Annotated in this window: 9 protein-coding genes and 2 tRNA genes; 3 read left to right on the top strand and 8 right to left on the bottom strand. The window is 69.7% G+C overall.

Annotated elements, in window-relative coordinates:
* Positions 1 to 30 precede the first annotated feature (30 nt).
* From AC07SQ_RS02930 to AC07SQ_RS02920, 3 genes are all read left to right on the top strand, one after another.
* Positions 31 to 2,931 carry a hypothetical protein gene (locus tag AC07SQ_RS02930; protein ID WP_495312999.1) on the top strand — a complete coding sequence of 967 codons (2,901 nt, stop codon included), beginning with the start codon at positions 31 to 33 and terminating at the stop codon, positions 2,929 to 2,931.
* Between the two features lie 292 nt (positions 2,932 to 3,223).
* Positions 3,224 to 10,351, top strand: a complete 7,128-nt coding sequence (locus tag AC07SQ_RS02925) for a hypothetical protein (protein WP_495270842.1) — start codon at positions 3,224 to 3,226, stop codon at positions 10,349 to 10,351.
* Positions 10,352 to 10,370: 19 nt separating this feature from the next.
* Positions 10,371 to 14,210 (top strand): prealbumin-like fold domain-containing protein, encoded by a 3,840-nt coding sequence (locus AC07SQ_RS02920; protein WP_495270774.1) that lies wholly within the window; start codon positions 10,371 to 10,373, stop codon positions 14,208 to 14,210.
* 39 nt (positions 14,211 to 14,249) lie between these two features.
* On the opposite strand, the gene AC07SQ_RS02915 is transcribed toward AC07SQ_RS02920, so the two are convergent.
* From AC07SQ_RS02915 to AC07SQ_RS02880, 8 genes are all read right to left on the bottom strand, one after another.
* Entirely contained in the window at positions 14,250 to 14,690 is a 441-nt protein-coding gene (locus AC07SQ_RS02915; RefSeq protein ID WP_062472450.1) for a YXWGXW repeat-containing protein, read from the bottom strand.
* Positions 14,691 to 14,933: 243 nt separating this feature from the next.
* Positions 14,934 to 15,009, bottom strand: a tRNA-Asn gene (locus AC07SQ_RS02910).
* A 189-nt stretch (positions 15,010 to 15,198) separates the two neighbouring features.
* Positions 15,199 to 15,274: transfer RNA gene (locus tag AC07SQ_RS02905), tRNA-Asn, on the bottom strand.
* A gap of 115 nt (positions 15,275 to 15,389) precedes the next feature.
* Positions 15,390 to 17,531, bottom strand: a complete 2,142-nt coding sequence (locus AC07SQ_RS02900; protein ID WP_495270775.1) for a TonB-dependent siderophore receptor — start codon at positions 17,529 to 17,531, stop codon at positions 15,390 to 15,392.
* Positions 17,528 to 18,487, bottom strand: a complete 960-nt coding sequence (gene thiE / locus AC07SQ_RS02895) for a thiamine phosphate synthase (protein WP_495270776.1) — start codon at positions 18,485 to 18,487, stop codon at positions 17,528 to 17,530. Before thiE ends, AC07SQ_RS02900 begins: the two co-directional genes overlap by 4 nt.
* Positions 18,484 to 19,293 (bottom strand): thiazole synthase, encoded by an 810-nt coding sequence (locus AC07SQ_RS02890; RefSeq protein WP_307693511.1) that lies wholly within the window; start codon positions 19,291 to 19,293, stop codon positions 18,484 to 18,486. The genes thiE and AC07SQ_RS02890 overlap by 4 nt, the downstream gene beginning before the upstream one ends.
* Positions 19,294 to 19,331: 38 nt before the next feature.
* Positions 19,332 to 19,529, bottom strand: a complete 198-nt coding sequence (gene thiS, locus AC07SQ_RS02885; protein ID WP_062472460.1) for a sulfur carrier protein ThiS — start codon at positions 19,527 to 19,529, stop codon at positions 19,332 to 19,334.
* 20 nt (positions 19,530 to 19,549) lie between these two features.
* Positions 19,550 to 20,656: an FAD-dependent oxidoreductase gene (locus AC07SQ_RS02880; RefSeq protein WP_495270777.1), complete on the bottom strand. Its 1,107-nt coding sequence runs from the start codon at positions 20,654 to 20,656 to the stop codon at positions 19,550 to 19,552.
* Between the last annotated feature and the right edge of the window lie 30 nt (positions 20,657 to 20,686).

Below are 20,686 nucleotides of genomic sequence, written 5' to 3'. Positions count from 1 at the left end.
CCGTTCATCGACAACAGAGGAGAAAACTACGTGATTCCCACCCAGCCAACCCAACGCGCCAGCGGCTGCAAGCCGTGCGCGCCCTGGGCAGGCGCCGCAGCGTTGACGCTGGGCTTCCTTTTCGGAAGCCCGGCTGCATTTGCCGCGTCGCCGCCCGCCAACACCGTCATCGGCAACCAGGCGTCCGCCAGCTATTCGGACGCCGCCGGGACGACCCAGGTCGCGACCTCCAACCTGGTGCAGACCACCGTTCTCCAGGTGGGCTCGTTCACGCTCGACAGCGTCAACCAGGTCACGACGACCATCGTCAACACCAAGTCCGGTGCCGCCGGCGCGACGGTCTATGCGCCTCACGTGCTGACCAACACCGGCAATGGCGTCGACACCTTTGCTCTCGCGGTCAAGGCCGATGCGGGCAAGTTCTCGCGCGTCGAGGTCTTTGCCGATGCCGACGGCAACGGGCTGCCCGACAGCACGACGGCGCTCTGTTCAGCGACCGATGCGAACGTCTGCACGGTGACCCCGGCGCAGAGCGTGCCCGGCAACAACGGCGCATTCCGCTTCGTCGTGGCCTACACGATCCCGGGCTCGGCCACCGGCGCCGGCAATTTCGATGCCGCAACGATCACCGCCACCCCGGGCACCCCGGCGCTGTACACCGCGCCGAACACCTCGGCGGCCGACAAGGACGAGGTCAAGCTGGCCACCGATGCGGTGTTCAACCTCACCAAGGTCATCGGCACTCCGTCGGTCGCAGCGCCGGGCAACGGCGTCTGGCCGACCGCGCCGGCCAGTGGGCCGAGCTCTTCCGCTGCCTGCACGGCCACGAGCTGGACGGCGGGTCTCGCGTCGAACGCGAACTGCCAGTACTCGGTCTACACCCTCACGTTCAACAACACGGGCGGCGCACCGGGCAAGTTCGCGCTGTCCGACGTGTTGCCTGCAGGTTTGACCTACGTCACCGGTTCGGCCGTGTGGAGCGGTGCGTCGGGTACGGCGCTGGGTGACGGTGCGGGCGGTGATCCGTCGGGCATCGACTTCCAGGTGACCGGCAACACGCTGAATGCCGTGGTGGCTTCGCTGAGCCCGAACGTGACGCAAACGCTGAGCTTCGTGGTGCTGGTGAACAGCACCGCGGCGGTCGGTACGTCGACCACCACCAACGTGGCCCGCTACAACCCCGCGACCGCGCCGGCCGGCGTGACCGCGGCGTTGATCGGCACGGTCGGCTCGACCTCCAACCCGTCGGCGTACACCGTCCTGGCGCGTTTCGGCATCGTGGTGGGTTCCAACCCGTCCACGGCTGCAACGGCCCTCGACGCGACACCCGGCACACCGAACCCCGCCGGGCAAGATCTGACCACGAGGCAGTTGGCCGTCGCAGGCGGCAGTGTCCGTTTCCCGCAAACCGTGTTCAACACGGGCGGCGCCTCGGATGCCGTGAACCTGTCGATCTCCGCCAGCACCTTCCCGGCCGGCACGAGCTTCCAGTTCTTCGCGGCCGACAGCGGCGCACCGCTGCTGGACACGAACGGCGACGGCGTGCCCGACACAGGCCCGATTCCAGCCAGCGTGAGCCTCAACATCGTGACGCAGGTGCAACTGCCGCCGGGCACGGTGGGCGGCGCCTACGTGGCCACGGTGCTCGGTCGCTCCGTGAACGACAACACGAAGATCGATGCGACCGAAGACCGCCTCGAGCGCGTGATCGAGACCCTGGTCGACCTGACCAACACGAAGATTGGTACTGGCACCGGCAGCGTCGCCAACGGCGACCTCGGCGCGGGCCCCAGCCCGTTGCCAACGCAGGTTCATGACACGGGCGCCGGCACCGGCACGGTCTTCACGCTGTGGGTGAAGAACCATGACGTGATCGACGCGACCTACAACCTTGCCGCCAGCCAGACGACCGGTTTCCCGGGCGCGCTGCCGGCAGGCTGGACGGTCAAGTTCGTGGCGTTTGGCGGCACCTGTGCATCGCCGGCCATCTCGAACCTCGCGGTCATCGCCGGGGGGCAGCAGGCGGTCGAAGCGTGCGTCACGCCGCCTTCCTCGCAAGCCGCAGTCACTGCAGTGAAGATCTACTTCAAGGTGCAATCCACTGCGGTGGCCTCGACCGGCGGCATCGCTTCCGACGTCAAGACCGACGCCGTGACGGTGACCTCGACGGCCCTTCAGCTGGGCGCCTCGCTCACGCCGAACAACAACGGCCAGGTCGCACCCGGCGGCACCGTGGTGTATGCCCACACGCTGACCAACATCGGTGCCCAGAGCTGCGGCGCGTACACGCTGACCGCCACGGTGCCCGCGGCGGATGCGGCGCAAGGCTGGACCACCACGGTCTACCTCGACGTCAACGGCGACGGACAGATCGACGCTGGCGACACGCCGGTGAATGGTCCGCTGGCAAGCCTGCCGGCCGGTGCGGCGCAGAAGCTGCTGGTGCGTGTGTTCGCGCCTGGCGGCGTGAGCGCGGGTGTCAGCAACACCACGACGGTGACGGCCACCTTCACCGACCCGGCCCCCAACTGCGGTACGCCTTCGGCCACCGACATCACGGCCGTGATCACCGGCCAGATCCGCGTCCTCAAGACGCAGGCGGCCGACGCGACCTGTGACGGCGTGGCGGACACCGCGTTCGCGGCAACGTCGCTGCAGCTGAAGCCCGGCCAGTGCATCGTCTACCAGGTTGTTGCCACCAACGAAGGCATCGTGCCGGTGACCAACATCGCCATCAACGACGCACTGCCGGCGTACACCGTCCTGAGCGCGAAGCAGCCTGCATTGCAGTGCGAAGCGCCGGGCATTGGCGGTACGACGCCGCCGGCCTTTGCATCGACCGCCACCGCGGTGAGCTGCGGCAGTTCGGCCAACACCGTGGCCCCGGGTGGAAAGGTCACGCTGACCTTCGCCGTGCAGATCAACCCCTGATCTGACATCGGCGCCGCCGACGGTCCTGCAAGGACCGTCGGCCGTTTCCCGCGAGGCCCGGGTTGATCCCCGGCGCCTCGCCTGTTTCCCCTGCCGCTTTCACGCACATCGCTGCATGCAAGCCGTGCCTTGCCAGCCCTCGAGGCGGCAGAGGAAAGAGTTCTTCGACTGTTTGACGTGTCTCCCGCAGCGGGAGGTGCGAGGGAAGGTTCACCGCGTGCCATTTCTTCTTTCTTCTTCGCGTGCCGGCGTGCCTCGGTGGTGGGGCTGCGGGGCGCTCGCGCGCAGCGCGATGGCGGTCTTCGGCCTCGCACTCGCCATGCTCTTTGCACCGGTCGCGCAAGCGGCGCCCGCGCCCGGCGGCGTCGTGATCCGCAGCATCGCGACGGGCACCTACGTCCCGGCCGGCCTCGACCGCAGCGAGACGGCCATCTCCAATGCCGTGACTGCCAGCGTGCTGCCGGTGGAGGCGCTGTCGCTCACGCAGGACCAGCGCGTGAACCGCCCGCCGGGGACCGTCGTCACGCTGAGCCACCTGCTCACCAACATAGGCAACGTGGCTTCGCGCTACACCCTGGGGCTCGTCAACGACGGCGCGGGTTGCCCGGCCGACGGGCTCGACCTGTCGGCGTTGCGCGTGGCGCGCGACGCCAACCACAACGGCGTCGTCGACGTCTCCGATCTCGTGCTGTTGCCCGGTGCGGCCGGCACGCTCGCGCTGGAGCCGGGCCAGACGGCCGAACTGCTGGTGCAGGCCACCATTCCCGCCGCGGCCAGCGGCAGCGCCTGCGTGGTGCTGAGCGCGACCACCACCCTGCAGGGCGCGAGCGCGAGCAATCGCGACACGGTCGATGTGGGCAGCGTCGCCGTGCTCGCGCTCGTCAAGTCGGCCAGCCATGCGGGGGCCGTCGTGCCCGGCAGCACGCGCATCGACTTCAGCATCTCGGGCACCAACACCGGCGCGCGCGACGCGCAGCCCGGCGGCGCGGCCGCGCCCACCGGCACGCAGGTGCTCGTCAACGGCAGCCCGCGCAGCCTGCTGCTGCTGCGCGACCTCGTGCCCACGGGCACCCGCTACCTCGCTGGCAGCCTGCAGAGCACGGCGGCCGGCGCGGTGCGCCTGTTCCGCATGCCCGGCGACGCCGACTTCAGCTACCGCACCGCCGAAGACGGCGCGGCGATCGAAGTGGCCATCGGCGTGCCCACAGCCCTCGCGCGCAATGCCTCCATCGCCATGCAGTTCGCGGTGCAGGTCAAGGCCGATCACACCGGCGATATCCGCAACACCGCGCACAGCCAGTACAACGACGGCGTCGCACCTGCCGCGTCGCCGTCGAACACGGTGGTGATCGCGATGGCGCCGCCGCAAGGCCAGGGCCGCATCGGCGTCGCCAAGGCCGCCTCCACGCCGCGCATGCACCGCGGCGCGGACGGCCAACCCGACGGCACGGCCACCGTCACCTTCGACGTCCACGTGCGCAACTACGGCACGACCGCGCTGCACGGCGTGCAACTGGCCGACGTGCTCGAAGGGCAGGGCGCCACGCAGTTCGGCACCCGCACGACCGCTGCGGTGCCGGGCGCGCGCCAGTACGCCGTGGTACCCGGAACCCTGGCCATCGTCGGCGGTTCGGGCAATGGCGTGGCGGGCACGGTGGCGGCTGTCAACGCCGCGTTCAACGGCACGGCCTCCGCGCAGGACCTGCTCTCACCCGGCGCGGTGCTGCCCGTGGGCGGCCAGTTCACCGCGCGTTTCGATGTGCGCTTCCACGTGTCGGGTCGCGCGGGCACGCTGCTCAACACCGTGCGCGCGCAGGCCGCGCTCGCTGCCGGTGGCCCGCCCACCGTCTTCGACGACTCCGTCAACGGCAGCAACCCCGACGCCGACGGCGACGGCAACCCCGGCAACGACACCTCGCCCACGCCGGTGCAGCTGCAGCAGCCGGTGCTCTCGCTCGTGAAGAGCGTCTCGCAGCCGCGCCGCATGGCAGAGGGCGTCTACGAACTCGACTACCGCTTCAAGGTCGGCAACACCGGCGCGGCCCCGGCGCCGAACGTGCGTGTGATCGACAACCTCGATTGCACCTTCGACATGGACAAGCCCGACGGCCTCGTCGCCGCCTGGGAACTCGTCGGCGCGCCCAAGGTGCGCCACGGCGTGCTGCAGATCGCATCCGGCTTCACCGGCCGCGCCGCCTGCGACCGCGAGGCCGCCGCCAGCGCCGACCCGTTCCGGCTGCCCATGCAGCCCGCGCTCGGCCTCACCGACGGCAGCCGCGCGCTGGCACCCGGCCAGAGCGAAGACATCGAATTCACCGTGCGCGTCACCCGCAAGCCTTCGAGCAACGGTGTCCGCGTGCCGTTCACCAACAAGGCCTGGGCAGCCGCCTTCGAGCAGAACACCGCGCCTGCGTCGTCGGCCGCGCTCGTCACCGCGAGCGCCAGCAGCGCGTCCTCGATGCTGGCCGACCCGCAGGGCGTGGTCTACAACGCCGTCACCCGCCAACCGGTGGCCGGTGCCGTCGTCACCTTCACCCGCCAGTCGTGCAGCGACGGCGCTGCCCGGCCGATGTCCCTGGCCGAGGTGTTCGGCGGCGGCAGCGGCGTCTACCGCGCCAACGCCGATGGCAGCCTGTCCATGACCACCGGCGCCGACGGCGGCTACCAGTTCTATTTCCTGTCGCCGCCGGTCACCGGCAGCTGCACCTATGCGCTGGGCGCGGCGCCGCCCGCGGGCAGTGCCTATGCGGCGCCCTCACAGCTCATCCCCGCCACGGCCGGGACCTTCGAGCGCTGCGGCGCCATCGTCCCGAACGCTGCGTCGCCGCAGGGCGCGGAGCCCACCACGCACCACTTCTCGCTCAAGGCCGGTTTCGAGCCCTCGGGCGCGGCCTGCGACGTGGTGCACAACCACATCCCGCTCGACCCGGGCAACGTGCTCGGCCTCGTGCTGCGCAAGGAAGGCAGCAAGCGCCAGGTCGAGTTCGGCGATTTCCTCGACTACGCGCTGGTCGTCACCAACAAGACCGGCTTTCCCGTCACCGGCCTCAGCCTCTCCGACCAGTTGCCGCCGGGCTTCGCCTACGTGGCCGGCAGCGTGCGGCTCAATGGCGCGGCCACGGCCGATCCCGTGGGCGGGGCCGGTCCGCGGCTGGTCTTCAACCAACCGGGTCTCGCGCTCGGCATCGACCAGTCCGCCGCAGTGCGCTACCGCGTGCGCGTCGGTGTCGGCGCACCGACGAACGGCGATGCCGTCAACCGGGCCCGCGCCAGCTCCGGCCCCATGCAGTCGAACCTCGCCCAATGGACCGTGCGCGTGACCGGCGGCGTGTTCTCCGACGACGCCTTCCTCTTCGGCAAGGTCTACATGGACTGCCGGCGCGACGGCCGCCAGCAGGGCACCGACGAAATCGGCGTGCCCGGCGTGCGCCTGTACATGGAAGACGGCACGCACGTCATCACCGACGTCGAAGGCAAGTGGAGCCTGTACGGCCTCAAGCCCGTCACCCACGTGCTGCGGCTCGATGCCACCACGCTGCCCGCCGGCGCGCGGCTCGAAGCGCTCGACAACCGCAATGCCGGGCGCCCCGACAGCCGCTTCGTCGATCTCAAGAAGGGCGAGTTCCACAAGGCCAACTTCGTCGTCGCCAACTGCGACGCACCGGCGGTGATGAGCGACGTCATCGCGCGGCGCGAGGCCATCGCCGCCGTGCCCGACACCGAGGCCAAAGCCCAGGTGCGCATGCGCCTGGACCCCGAAGGCCGGATCGTCCCCGTGGGCGACCGGCGTGCGCTGCCTGCCAGCGGCGAGGTGCGTGCGGGTGGCAGCACCGGCACCAGCACCACGCAGGCCAGCTCGGCGCCGCTGATCGCGATGCCCGCCGCACCGGCGTCGCCCAGCAGCTTCATCGGCGGCGCGTCGGGCAGCCAGGGCAGCACGCTCGGCGCGGCGACCGGCGGCGCCGCGGTGGATGGCGCATCCCCCGTGGGCAGCCTTTTCTCCGGCATGCGCGTGTCCCGCGGCATTGCGCAGCCGACCGCCGCGGTGGCGCCGCCGCAAGCCGTCCCCAGCCCCATCGACCTCGAGGCCCTGCTGCCCCGCATCGAAAGCAACGCCCTCGGCTTCATCGACCTGCGCGATGGCGACACCTTGCCTTCGACCTCGCTCAACGTGCGCGTCAAGGGCGAAGCCGGCATGGCGCTGCGCCTGAGCGTCAACGGCCAGGGCGTCGAGGAGCGCCGTGTCGGCAAGAAGACCGAGCAGGCCAGCCGCCGGATCGGCGCCTGGGAATACATCGGCATCGTGCTGCGGCCCGGCGTCAACCGCTTGGTGCTCGAAGCCGTCGATCCGTTCGGCAACGTGCGTGGCGCAGCGCAGCAGATCAGCGTCACCGCGCCCGACAAGCTCGGCGCCATCCACATCGACGTGCCCGCCTCGGCGCAGGCCGACCTGCGCACGCCCGTCGTCGTGAAGGTCCGCCTGACCGACGCGGCCGGCGTGCCCGTGACCGCGCGCACGCAGCTCACGCTCGAGACCGACCGTGGCCGCTGGCTCGACGAAGACCTCAACCCCGCCGAGCCGGGCACCCAGGTCTTCATGGACGGTGGCGTGGCCGACTTCCGCCTGCTGCCGCCCGGCGAACCCGGCGACGCCCGCCTGCGCGTGACGGCCGCGAGCTTCACGGCCGAGGCGCGCCTGGCGCTGCTGCCCGAGCTGCGCCCGATGATCGGCGTGGGCATCGTCGAAGGCGTGCTCGACTTCACCAAGCGCGGCCAGGTGCCGCTGGGCGCGATGCCCGCGGGCGCGGCCTTCGAAGCCGAGCTGTCCGGCCTGGCCGACGAAGGCAACGACAAGCGCCGCGCGGCCGCGCGCGCTGCCTTCTTCTTCAAGGGGGCCGTCAAGGGCGACTACCTGCTCACCGCCGCCTACGATTCCGACAAGACGCGCAAGGACCGCCTGTTCCGCGACATCCGCCCCGACGAGTTCTACCCCGTGTACGGCGACTCATCCGCGAAGGGCTTCGACGCCCAGAGCACGCAGAAGCTCTACGTGCGCATCGACAAGAACCGCTCCTACCTGCTGTACGGCGACTTCAGCACCGCCAGCAGCACCGAGGTGCGCAGCCTGAGCCAGGTCAGCCGCTCGCTCACCGGCCTCAAGCACGTCTACGACGACGGCGAGGTGCGCACCACCACCTACGCCTCGCGCACCGCGCAGACCCAGCAGGTCGAGGAGTTCCGCGCGGTCGGCACCTCGGGCCCGTACTACCTGGGCGCCCGGGGCGGCGAGTTCGTCGAGAACAGCGAGCAGGTCGAGATCGTCGTGCGTGACCGCAACCAGCCTGACCTCGTGCTGCAGCGCTCGACCGTGACGCGCTTCGTCGACTACACCGTCGAGCCGCTCACGCGCCGCCTGCTGTTCACGCGCGCCATCGCGTCGGTCGATGCGAACCTCAACCCGCAGTCGATCCGCGTGACCTACGAGGTCGACGCAGGCGGCCCCAAGTTCACCGTGGCCGGCGCCGACGTGCAGCTCAAGGTGGCTAAGAACCTGCAGGTCGGCGTGGTCGCGGCCATCGACGAGAACCCCGAGAACCGCCGCAAGCTCGGCGCCGTCACCGCCATGGTGCGCCTGGGTGAGCACACCACCGTCGCCGGCGAATGGGTGCAGACCGACTCCGACCGCAACGGCAAGGGCAGCGGCGCCCGCGTCGAGCTGCGCCACCAGGGCGAAGACCTGGCCGTGGCCGCGCTCGCGAGCAAGACCAGCACCGGCTTCGACAACCCCGGCGCGAGCTTCTCGGCCGGGCGCACCGAAGCCTCGGCGCGCGCCGAGTACCGGCTCGACGCCGCCACCGCGCTGCGCGGCGAACTGCTTTACGGCCAGGACGCCCTGCGCGAAGGCACCCGCCGCGGCATCACCGCCAGCGTGCAGAGAAAGTTCGGCGAGCAACTGGTGGGCGAGTTCGGCCTGCGCCACGGCCACAACGGCACCGGCCTGGGCAGCGGCTCGGGCTTCGACTACGGCCAGGTCTCCACCTACAGCGGCAACCTCGGCAGCGGCGTGGCCGCCAACAACGTCACCGCGCTCGGTGCGGCGGCCAACGCCGGCACCCAGGCCAACGCCAACGACGACAACCTGACCACCGTGCGCGCCCGCCTGTCGGCGCAGGTGCCGGGCGTGCCGCAAGCCAACGTGTTCGTCGAAGGCGAGCAGGACCTCCGCAAGTCCGACCGCCACGTGCTCGCCGTGGGCGGCAACTACGCCGTCACCGACAAGACGCGCCTGTACGGCCGCTACGAACTGGTCTCCAGCCTCTACGGGCCGTACGAACTGAACGCGGGGCAGTCGAACAACGTGGGCATCCTGGGCATCGAGAGCGCCTACATGGACGGCGGGCGCGTGTACAGCGAGTACCGCCTGGCCGACAGCCTCGACGGGCGCGCCGCGCAGGCCGCCACGGGCGTGCGCAACACCTTCAGGGTCGACGACCACTGGCGCCTGACCGGCGGCGTCGAGCACACGCGCCAGATCGGCGGGCTGCGCAACAGCGGCAACAACGGCACCGGCTACGCCAGCGGCCTGGCGGGCGACTCCACCGCCATCACCGGCGGCGTGGAATACACCGACGCGCGCATCAAGGCCAGCGGCATCCTCGAAGGCCGCCACGGCGACGACGCCGACACGCGCCTGTTCAGCGCGGGCTTCGGCTTCAAGATCGATGCGTCATGGAGCCTGCTGGCGCGCAGCGTGATGAGCGCCAGCGAAGGGCAGGGCGCCAACGCCGGCAACGCGCACCACCTGGCGCGCCACCAGCTCGGCCTGGCCTACCGCCCGGTGGACACCGACAGCTGGAACGCGCTCCTGCGCTACGAGCGCCGTTCCGAGCGCGTCACCGGCACCGGAAGTTCGACCGGCGCACTCGACGGCGCGAGCGTCTTCGGTGCGGGCAACGGCAGCGCAGCGCTGCCCGGGCGCACCAGCGCCGACATCGTCTCGGCCCACCTCAACTACAACCCGCGCCCCGGCACCGTGATCAACGGGCGCTACGCCGCCAAGTGGTCGCGCGCCGACGACGGCCTGCTGCGCAGCACCTACTGGGCGCAACTGCTGCAGGCGCGCTACACGCAAGACCTCAACGACAGCTGGGACCTGGGCGTGCAGGCCGGCCTGCTGCGTGGCAAGGGCGGCGGCCTGCAGAAGACCTTGGGCATCGAAGTCGGCTACCAGGTCATGAAGGACCTGTGGGTGTCGGCGGGCTACAACTTCGTGGGCCTGAAAGACCGCGACCTGGCGGCCAACGACTACACGAGCAAGGGCGCATACATCCGGCTGCGTTTCAAGTTCGACGAGACGGCGCTGGGTGCCGCGTCGGCGGGCGCAGCAGCCCCCGTGAAAGACGAGCGGACCGATCGATGAAGTCGCGGAGGAATGGCCAATGAAAATGCAAAAAACTGATTCGATGCGCTGCGCGACGGCGCTTCGCTGCCTACCCGTGCGGACGCGTGCGATGGCACTTGCGAGAGGCGTGGCGCACTTCTTTCATGCCTTGCGCGGCGTCCTCTTTCTGGCACTGACCTCGCTCCTGATCGGCACGCAGGCCACGGCTGCAGAGTTCTGTCTATGGAAGAGCGGGACCTACGGGGGCATCGCTGTCACCACGGAGGGCGTATGCGGGGTGGAGGACAAGTTCGCATGGGGTACTTATCTCCGGCTGGGAAAGCCCAACGTGCGGGAGGCATGCACGTTCAACTTTTCTGTGCCGGTGAAGAACGTGAGCGTTCGAACTTACCTGCTCAACTGCAACCCAGCAGATGGGTGCGAGAAGATGGTGGTGTCCGTCAACGGAAATCACTATCCGTTCACTGCGGCGGAGATCACGACGCCTGCCCCCGGTCCAGCGACCGCACAGATGGGTAGCCTTGCGCCGGTAAAAATCGATGCAGACGGCAATCTTGAGGGGGCGACAGCCAGTTCTGGAGCCTCTGCATGGGCCTATGTTTCGGGAACATCCGTGTCTTCCGTCACGCTCTCGAACGAGCCAAGCTACGGTCAGCCGAATGGGTCGGACAACGTGGTGTGCTTCGTGGCGCCAGACCCCCAGTTGGCGCTCAAGAAGGAAGCCAGCGCAGCCCCATGGGTCGTGGGCCAGCCCGCCAGCTACACACTCACGCTGACGAGCACGAATGGCGTCGAGACCACTGGCGATGCGCTGGTGGAGGACAGAGTGCCGCCTTCGCTGACCATCGGCGAGCTTCCTCCGTGGTGCAGCCGAATAGGCCAGAACATCGGTTGCCTGGTGCCTGCAGGGCTCACATCGTCCGTGTCCTTCGTCATTCCGGTGACGCCCCTGCCTTCCGCCGTGCCCGAGGTGATCAACACGGCCACGGCATTGGACGGAGGAGACCGCAATTGCAACACCAAGGGGGCGTGCACGAGCACGGTGACCACGCCGGTGGTCCCTGCGTCTCCGCCCGTCATCACCTCGACCAAGACGGTCAGCGCCAGCCCGCTGGTGGTGGGGGCGCCCAACCAGTTCTACGCTGTGCTCGTTACCGTGGCCAGCGGCACGACCACGGCGCCGATCTCGGTGATGGACACCTTGCCGCCGGGCGTCACCCTGCGCGGGGCCCCGACATTGGTGGCGGGAACGACCACCGGCGTGCTGAGTGGTTGCCCGACCTCGGGATCGAACACGACCAACTGCAGCGTGGCGGCGGGCATCGCGCCCGGCACCTTCGAAATACGGATTCCTGTGAACGTCGCCGCATCGGCCGTGGGCGCAACGGGCGGCACGAACACGGTGAATCTCAGCGGCGGTGGGGATGTCGCATGTACGACGGCGCCAGCAGAGGCGTGCGATGCGAGCACGCCGCCCACGCGCGTGGTGTCTCAAGCGACGTTGAAACTCGAAAAGATCGCTGATGTGGCGCAGTTCATCATTGCCGAGCCGGCCAGCTACACGCTGAAACTGAGCAGCACCAATGCCGGGATGACGACGGCGAACACTGTCATCACCGACACCTTCCCGGTCTCCTTGACGATCGGCACGCTGCCTTCGGGGTGCAGCAGGGCCGGGCAGGTCGTGACGTGCACGGTGCCTGCGGGCATGGCAACGTCCGCGTCGTTCGTCATCCCGGTGACGCCTCTGCCGGCTGCGAGGCCGCGCGTGATCAACGCGGCAACGGCCGTGGGGGGCGGGGACCCCGCGTGCAACGGTGTCGGTCCATGCGCGAGCACGACAATCACATCGGTTGCTGGGCCGCGCATCCGGGGATTCAAGTATTCGAGGCCCCACCCATTGATTGTCGGGGCGCCGGGGCAGCTCTACGTGGTCGACGTCGTTGTGGATTTTGCAGCGACCACAGCGCCGCTCGTGCTCGAAGACGTCTTGCCCAAGGGCATCACACTGGCTGGGCCGCCCGTGCTGGTCGCGATCAATACCACGGGTGTCCTGAGCGGTTGTTCCCCCGCCGGCTCCATGGTCGTCCGCTGCAGTGTGGCTGCGGGTGTCATGCCCGGTGGCTTCTCTGTCGAGATTCCTGTACACGTCGACGCCACGGCCGTCGGGCCGCTGGGTGGTACGAACTCCATCAACCTGAGCGGTGGTGGGGATCCGCTTTGCACCACCGTGCCGAACGAAGCGCTCTGCGATGACTCGACGGGGCCGGTCGCGGTCCTCTTGCCTCCGAAACTTCGCATCGTCAAGGAAGTGATCAGCGGTTCCGGCACCCATCGCTTCGACTTTGCGCTGTCGGGCCTGAGCGTGGCCCGCGACACCATCACGGTCAGCGCGCCGGGCCGGGGTATCGGTGCGCAGACGATCACCGGCAAGGTGGGCGTGCCGGTCACCATCACCGAAACGTCGCCTGCCGGCTGGCCCGTGAACCCGGTGAGCGCCAGCTGCCGCGACCTGAAGGACGTCATCGCACCGTCGCCCATTCGCGGGGTGTCGGGTTCGAGCCCGGCCGCAGCGGCCGCGTCGGCGCCGCCGGTGGTGCTGGCCGGCAATGTGCTGAAGATTCCTGCCGAGTGGATGGTGGCCGGAGCGGACCTTGAATGCACCTTCGTCAACAGCGATGCGCATGCCATCACCGGCCGCGTCTTCAACGACAACGGCAGCGGCGCGGGCGTGCCGAACGACGGCGTGGCCAACGGCGGCGAAGCCGGGCTCGTGGGCGTGCGGATGCGGCTCACCAACTGTGCGGCGGGCGTGTGGTCCACGGCCGTGACCGACGGCTCGGGCCACTACCGCCTGGAGGTGCCGTCGCAGCCGTCGTCGCCGTCCGATGGCGATCCGCTGTGCGTCGAGGAGGTGACGCCGGCGGGCCATCTGTCCACGGGGGCGTCGGTCGGCGCCACGCCGCTGCCTTCCGGCACGGGCGTGGCCGTGGGCGGGCGGACCTACACCTACACGCGCACCGCCGCGGGGGCGCCGGACCACATCGCCTTTGCGTGGAACGAAGCCCGGGCCGGCGAGCTGAACTTCGGCGACGTGGCCCTCAACCGCTTCGGCGCCGACAGCGCCCGCACCGGCTCGCCCGGCAGCAGCGTCAGCCACGCACACACCTTCGTGGCGCAGACCGGCGGGACGGTGAGCTTCGGCGTGGCCGGCGCGGTGGCCACGCCGCCGATCGAAGGCTGGAGCGCCAAGATCTTCGACGACCCGGGCTGCACCGGCGCCTTGCAGGCCGGCGCCGCGGTGCTCTATCCGCCGGCGGTGCCCCGGCCCGTGACGACGGGGCAGAACCTGTGCGTGGTGGTGCAGGAGTTCATTCCGGCCAGCGCGCTCGCCGGCTACAACGACAAGCGCTCGGTGCAGGCGAGCTTCGTGTTCACGAACGCATCACCCGCGTTGAGCGCGAGCTACCTCGTGCTCGACACCACGACCGTGTCGAGCACGGCGCTGGAGCTCAAGAAGGAAGTGCGCAACCTGACGAAGAACGGCGACTTCGGGCTCAACAACGAAGCCAAGTCGGGCGAGACGCTCGAGTACCGCATCACCTACACCAACAACGGCGCAACGCCGATCAGCGGCCTGACGGTGAGCGACGTCACGCCGGTCTACACCAGCTTCGTCGCCTCGCAGGAAGGCGCGACCCCGGCGACGCTGACCGCATGCATGAAGCGCACGCCGGCCAATGCATTGCCTGCGCCGGCCGTGGCGTGCGCGGCCACGCAAGCGCCGGGCGGAACGGGGCCATTGGATTGGAAGTTCACCGGGCAACTCGCGCCCGGCGGCACGGGCAGCGTGCGATTCAGGGTGACGGTGAACTGAGGGCTTGTGCGTCAGCAGGCGCGCAAGCTGCTCCTGCTATCAGCAGCGTCCCTTCTTCGCCTGGCCGGGCGGGCAGTGGCCGCCGCCGCGGTGATCGTCGTCATGGTCGTAGCGGTCGTGGTCATGGCGACGGTGGTGGCGGTCTTCGCGGCGTTCCTCACGGCGCTCGGCGCGGCGCCAGTCGCCTTCGCGCCAGCGCCAGCCGCCGTCGGCGCGCACCCAGCCGCCCGGGGCGTAGGCGTAGTCGGGGCGGGCCGCCACGTAGTAGCCGGGGCGCCATGCGTAGGCGCGGTCGTTCCACTGCCAATGGCCGGGCACCCAGACCTGGCCGCTGCGCGGCCGGGGCGCGGGTTCGTAGCGCGGTGCGGGCGGCGCGACCTGGATCAGGCCGGGCACGTTGATATTGACCGACACCTGCGCCACGGCGGGCAAGGTGGCGGCGGCCACGGCGGCGGCCAGAAGAATTCTTGTGAGTTTCATCGTGATGCCCTTGATGGTTGTTATTTGTGAATGACTGAGCTCAAACAACGCCTGAGCGGCGCGTCGCGTGCACGGGTTTGCCCGGGGCAGGGCAGCACAAGTCATTAACAAAGAGGGAGTTTTGCACGCAGGGCGGGGCGGCCGTGTCGGACAGGCCCGCGTGCCGCGCGGCGGAAGGCCGATGTGTGGCGCAGAAAGCGAAAAGGCCCGTTACCTTGTGAGGAACGGGCCTTCAGCAAATGGTGGCTCCTCGACCTGGGCTCGAACCAGGGACCTACGGATTAACAGTCCGGCGCTCTACCAACTGAGCTATCGAGGAACAAGCCTTCAATTATATTCAATGGAATCGCCGTTCTGAACGGCGACCCTCAATTTTTGCCAATCGAAGTGCGCGGGGCGATTTCTTTCCATCGCTTGGCGCACGTCTTCGTTCGACGGCCGTCTCACAAATGAAAAGGCCCGCTACCTTGTGAGTAGCGGGCCTTCCAGAGGCCTTGCGGCTTTGTGATGGCTCCTCGACCTGGGCTCGAACCAGGGACCTACGGATTAACAGTCCGGCGCTCTACCAACTGAGCTATCGAGGAACAAGCCTTAGATTATAGCGTGATTTTTGGGGCTTCCAAAACAACGCGGCGCCGGCGCAACGAATTCGTGGCAACGACGCCGCGATGACGAAGACGAAGCGCCCCACTCATGTCGTCACATCGCGATGCTCACACCCAGACGCAGCGTGCGCGGCGCGCCCGGGAACAGGTAGACGTGGCTGAACTGGTAGGGCGATTCCTTCCAGTAGCGGCGATCGAACAGGTTGTCGACGGCCAGCGTCCAGCTCGTGGCCATGCCGGCCAGCTTGGTGTCGTAGCGCAGCACTGCATCCAGGCGCGTCCACGACGGCAGCCGGATCGAGCCGTCGGGCAGCACGTTGCGGCGGCCTTCGTACGATAGCTGTCCCGCGAGTTCGAGGCCCGGCACCGACGCGAAGCGGTACGCGGCCTGCGCGCGCAGCACCTGCTTGGGCACGTTGGTGGGCGCCTGTCCGTTGAGTTCGGGCGCGGTCGTGCTGCCGCGTCGCTTGGCGTCGATGAGCGCGAGGCTGCCGCCCAGGCGCCACGGGCCGCCGGTCCATTGCGCGCCGGCCTCGAGGCCGCGATGCACCGCGCGGCCGTCGTTGCGCACCGTGCAGGACGCGCCGCACAGGTCGAGGTTGGTCATCGGGCGCGAGATGTCGAACCACGCGAGTTGCCAGTTGAACGCCGCGTCGCCGCCCTTCAGGCCGAGCTCCCATTGGCGCGATTGCAGCGCGGGCAGCGCTTCGCCCGCGTTCGCGTACTGCGAGCTCTTGTTCGGCACGACCTGCGATTCGACGCCCTTGCCCCAGCTCGCATAGGCGAGCAGCCCGGGCTGGATCGTGTAGCTGGCCGCGATCCACGGCGTGGTGATGCTGTCGCTGTAGCCGGTGGGGCGCGAGCCGTCGGTGCGGATGCTGTCGCGCGACAGCCGCGTGTGCCGCGCGCCGATCCAGGTCGTGAAGCGGTCGTTCCAGCGGATCGCGTCCTGCACCGACAGCTCGGTCGAGCGCTCGTTGCGGTTGGTGTTGGCGTCGGTCAGGCGCGGGTCGGCCGGCGTCATCGCGGTGGCCCAGATGTTGCCGGTGCCGACGTAGTTGTAGGCCTGGTCCTGGAAGCGGTTGCGCACGCGGCTTTGCAGCAGGCCGAAGCCCAGCTCGTGGCGCACGCTGCCCGTCATCACGTTGCCCTTGAGGTTGAGGCTGCCCGCGGTCTGCGTGCGGCGCTCGTTCTCGCTGCGGAAGTCGTACACGTCGAAGGTGCCGTCGGAGCAGTAGCGGTCGTAGTTGCCTTCGGCGCCGCAACCGAAGGCGTAGGCCAGCCGGTCGTCGGTCTTCAGGCGCTGCTGGCCGATCTGCGCGCTCCAGCGCCAGTCGGCATTCAGTGCCTGGCTGAAGCGCACCGTGCCGGTCAGCGCCTTGAACACCGAGGGCTGCGACCACGGCTGGTTGTTGAGGTTGATGCGCGGATCGACCGGCCGGGGCAGCGTGTTGCCCAGCAGGCTGTAGCCGTTCTGGCTCGGCTGCTGCTTGTGGCTTTGCTCCACCTCGAACTCGAGCACCGAGTCGCGCGTGATGCGCCAGTCGGCCGCGAGTGAGAAGAGGCGGCGGCTGCCGTCGAGGTTGTGCGTGAGCGGTTTGAGCTTTTCGCCGGCCACGTTGAGCCGGTAGCCGAACTGGCGGTTCTCGCCGAAGCGGCCGCCGACGTCGAGCGCGCTGAGCACGCTGCCACGGCTCGTGGTTTCGAGGCGGATGGTGCGCAGGTCCTGCTCGGTCGGGCGCTTGACCACGTAGTTGACGAGCCCGCCCGGCGCGCTGGTGCCGGCCTGGATGCCGCTGGTGCCGCGCAGGATCTCGATGCGCTCCTTGTTGTCCAGCGGGATCGCCGTCTCGGCGCTGATCGGCAGGCCTTCGCGACGGTAGTTGAAGCGGTTGTCGAGCACGAAGCCGCGCACCGTGAGGTAGTCCCAATAGCCGGCGGAGTTGTAGGCGTCGGTGACCGAGGCGTCGAACTGCGTCAGGTCAGCGAGGCGGCGTGCGCCGCTGCTGCGCAGCTGCTGGCTGTCGATCACGGTGGCCGACAGCGGCAGCTCGCGCAGCGGCACGTCGCCGAAACCGCTGATGTCGGCCTGCGGCGCGGCGGCGCCGTCGTTCACGGTGACTTCGGGCAGTGCCTGCGATGTCGATTGCGCATGCGCGCCGCAGGCACCGAAAGTGAGAAGGGCTGCGGCAAGCGCGCGCGAAAGCGGGGAGTGCGAGAAAAGTCGAGCGTTCATTCTGTGCGTTCAGGGGAAACCGGGGCGGCGAGCATTGCCGTCATCCATTGCGCGGCCGTGGCCTCGGGGTCGTCGGCGGCCACCAGCGCGCGCACCACGGCGACCGAGCCGACGCCGGTGGCGAGCACCTCGGGCAACCGCACGGCATCGACGCCGCCGATGCCCACCTGCGGGTAGCCGCGCAGCAGCCGCGCGTAGGCCGCGAGCCGCGCCACGCCCTGCGGCGCGGTCGCCATCTTCTTGAGCGTGGTCGGATAGATGGCGCCCATCGCGATGTAGCTCGGGCTCACCGCGTCGGCGCGCACCATCTCGGCATAGCCATGGGTGCTCACACCGAGCCGCAGGCCCGAGGCGCGCAACTGCTGCAATTCATCGGGCGACAGCGCGTCGAGGTCTTCCTGTCCGAGGTGGATGCCGTAGGCGCCGGCCGCGATGGCGACCTGCCAGTGGTCGTTGATGAACAGCAGCGCATCGGTGCCGCGCACCGCGTCGACGGCGGCCTGCACTTCGCGCGCGATGGCAACGGCGTCGTCCGACTTGAAGCGCAGCTGCACCGTCGGCACGCCGGCGCGCGCCATGCGGCCGACCCATGCCGCATCGGGCAGCACGGCGTAGAGGCCGAGCCGTTCGGGGCAGGGCGGAAAGGCGTCGGCACGCGCGGTCGGCGGAAACGGGCCCATGCCGAAGTCGACCGGCGCATCGGGCCATGCCGAGGCGTCGAACTGGCTGAGCCGTTCGGTCTGCGCACGCCACGCATGAGCGAGGCATTCGGCATCGATCTCGATGAAGCCGAGTGCGGTGCAGGCCTGCTTCGCGCCGCGGTAGATGGCGTCGTCCGAGGTAAAGCGCGGCGCGCCGCTCACGGGCGCGGACGTGGCGGCGCCGAAGCGCAGGCCGTGGGCCGCGACGATGGCTTGCGCCACGGCGCGGGCGTTGGGGGTGTCGATGGGGTTCATGGTGCGTGGTGCCAGAAGGGCGTGCCGAGCACGGGCGTGCTGGGCTGTGCGGCGTCCTGCGCGGCCATCGCACCGGCGCGGTAGGCGGCGCGGCCGGCCTGCACCGCGTCGGCGAACGCGCCGGCCATGGCGACCGGCTCCTGTGCGAGCGCGACGGCGGTGTTGAGCAGCACGCCGTCGTAGCCCCACTCCATCACCTGGCACGCATGCGAGGGCAGGCCGAGGCCCGCGTCGACCAGCATCGGCACCTGCAGCCGCTCGCGCAGCAGGCGCAGCGCATACGGGTTGACCGGCCCGCGCCCGGTGCCGATGGGCGCGGCCCAGGGCATCACGGCCTGGCAGCCGACATCGACGAGGCGCTGGCACAGCACCAGGTCTTCGGTGCAGTACGGCAGCACGTGGAAGCCGTCGCGAATCAGCTGCGACGCCGCATCGACGAGGTTCAGCGTGTCGGGCTGCAGCGTGTAGTCGTCGCCGATGAGCTCGAGCTTGATCCACGGCGTGTCGAACAGCTCGCGCGCCATCTGCGCGGTGGCGATCACTTCCTGCACGCTGTGGCAGCCGGCGGTGTTGGGCAGCACCGGCACGGCCAGCTTGCGCAGCAGCTCCCAGAAGCCGTTGCCGAGGTCGCTGTTGCCGGAGCCCTGGCTGGCGGTCTGGCGGCGCAGCGAGGCGGTCAGCATCGCGGGTTGGGCGCGCTGCACAGCAGCCTCGAGCACGTCGGGCGAGGGGTAGCGCGCGGTGCCCAGCAGCAGGCGGCTGTGGAAGGTCTGGCCGTAGAGGACCAGGGGATCGGGATTGGTCATGGTTGTCGTCTCCATCGTCTTGTCTCTGGTGCGTTCGTTCAGCCGCCGGTCACCGGGCGGATCACCTCGACGCGGTCGTCGGCGTGCAGCGGGTGCGTGGCGTAGGCCGAGCGCGGCACGAACTCGCGGTTCACCGCCACCGCGAAAGGCGGTACCGCCTGCAGCACGGCCAGCGCGTCGGCGAGCAGCGCGCCCTCGGGCAGCGTGCAGGGCTTGTCGTTGATCAGGATGTTCATCGGGCTTGTCGTTGTTCTCGTCATGCGTCGGGCAGGTCCATGCCGAAGCCGCGTGCGATCGTGGAGCTGCCTTGCGCCAGCAGTTCCATCGCCGCGTCGAGCAGGGCGGGCGCGATCATGAAACCGTGGCGGTACAGGCCGTTGATCTGCAGCACGCGCGGCTGGGGCTGGCGAATGGCGGGAAGGTTGTCGGGCAGCGTGGGCCGGCACTGCGTCGCGATCTCGACGATGCGCGCTTCGGCAAAACCGCTGTGCACCGCGTAAGCCGCGCTCAGCAGCTCGAGCGTGGAACGCACGCTGGCGGGCGACAGGTCGTCCGACTCGATCTCGGTCGCGCCGATCACGAACAGGTGATCTGGCTTGGGCGCGATGTACAGCGGGTAGCGCGGATGCACGAGGCGCGTGGGGCGCTGCAGCGTGACCTCGGGCGCATGCACGCGGATCACCTCGCCGCGCACGCCGCGCAGCGCGTTCCATTGCGGCTTGGCGCCGAGGCCTCGGCAGTCGATCACCCAGTCGGGCTGGCCCGCCGTGCCGGGCGAAAAGTCGGAGGGGGCGCGCGGCGACTGCCAGTGCAGCGTCACGCGCGCATCGGCTTCGAGCGTGGCGCGCAGCGACGCCAGCAGCGCGCGGTTGTCGAGCTGGCCTTCGCCCGGCAGGTACAGGCCGCGCGCGAAGCGCGTGCCCAGCGAGGGCTCGAGCGCGGCGATGGCGGCGGGCGTGTCGAGTGCCTGCATCGGCGCCAGCTCGGGCACCTGCGCACCCGTGCGCGCCAGCACGCCCGCGAGCCGCGTGGCCTCGGCGGCGTCCTGCCGGTGCCACAGCACCAGCGTGCCTTCGCGCTGGAAGAACACGGGTTGCGCCAGCGGCGCCAGCAGCTCGGGCCAGCGCGACAGCGCGTGCTGGCCCATGCGCACGACCGACACCGGCGCCACGGCCGATTCGGCCAGCGGCGCGAGCATGGCCGCAGCCACGCGCGCGGCCGCGCCTTCGGCCTCGGGGCTGCCGGCCTCGTACAGGTCAATCTTGCAGCCAGCTTGCGCGAGCGTGACTGCCATCAGGCGACCCATCAGGCCCGCGCCGAGGATCGCCGCCGAGCCGAAAGGCAGGGGATGTGGTGCGCTCATGCGGCACCTCCGTCGGCTCGCCGATAATTT

The sequence above is a fragment of the Variovorax sp. GW821-FHT06D12 genome, from assembly GCF_059419205.1.
The sequence above is the reverse complement of the archived record's forward strand: the minus strand, read 5'-3'. Positions and strand labels throughout refer to the sequence as shown.

Excerpts from the sequence above, each read along its gene's own strand:
- AC07SQ_RS02925 (WP_495270842.1), top strand. The coding sequence starts at position 3,224 with ATGGCGGTCTTCGGCCTCGCACTCGCCATGCTCTTTGCACCGGTCGCG.
- AC07SQ_RS02920 (WP_495270774.1), top strand. The coding sequence starts at position 10,371 with ATGAAAATGCAAAAAACTGATTCGATGCGCTGCGCGACGGCGCTTCGC.
- AC07SQ_RS02915 (WP_062472450.1), bottom strand. The coding sequence starts at position 14,690 with ATGAAACTCACAAGAATTCTTCTGGCCGCCGCCGTGGCCGCCGCCACC.
- AC07SQ_RS02900 (WP_495270775.1), bottom strand. The coding sequence starts at position 17,531 with ATGAACGCTCGACTTTTCTCGCACTCCCCGCTTTCGCGCGCGCTTGCC.
- thiE (WP_495270776.1), bottom strand. The coding sequence starts at position 18,487 with ATGAACCCCATCGACACCCCCAACGCCCGCGCCGTGGCGCAAGCCATC.
- AC07SQ_RS02890 (WP_307693511.1), bottom strand. The coding sequence starts at position 19,293 with ATGACCAATCCCGATCCCCTGGTCCTCTACGGCCAGACCTTCCACAGC.
- thiS (WP_062472460.1), bottom strand. The coding sequence starts at position 19,529 with ATGAACATCCTGATCAACGACAAGCCCTGCACGCTGCCCGAGGGCGCG.
- AC07SQ_RS02880 (WP_495270777.1), bottom strand. The coding sequence starts at position 20,656 with ATGAGCGCACCACATCCCCTGCCTTTCGGCTCGGCGGCGATCCTCGGC.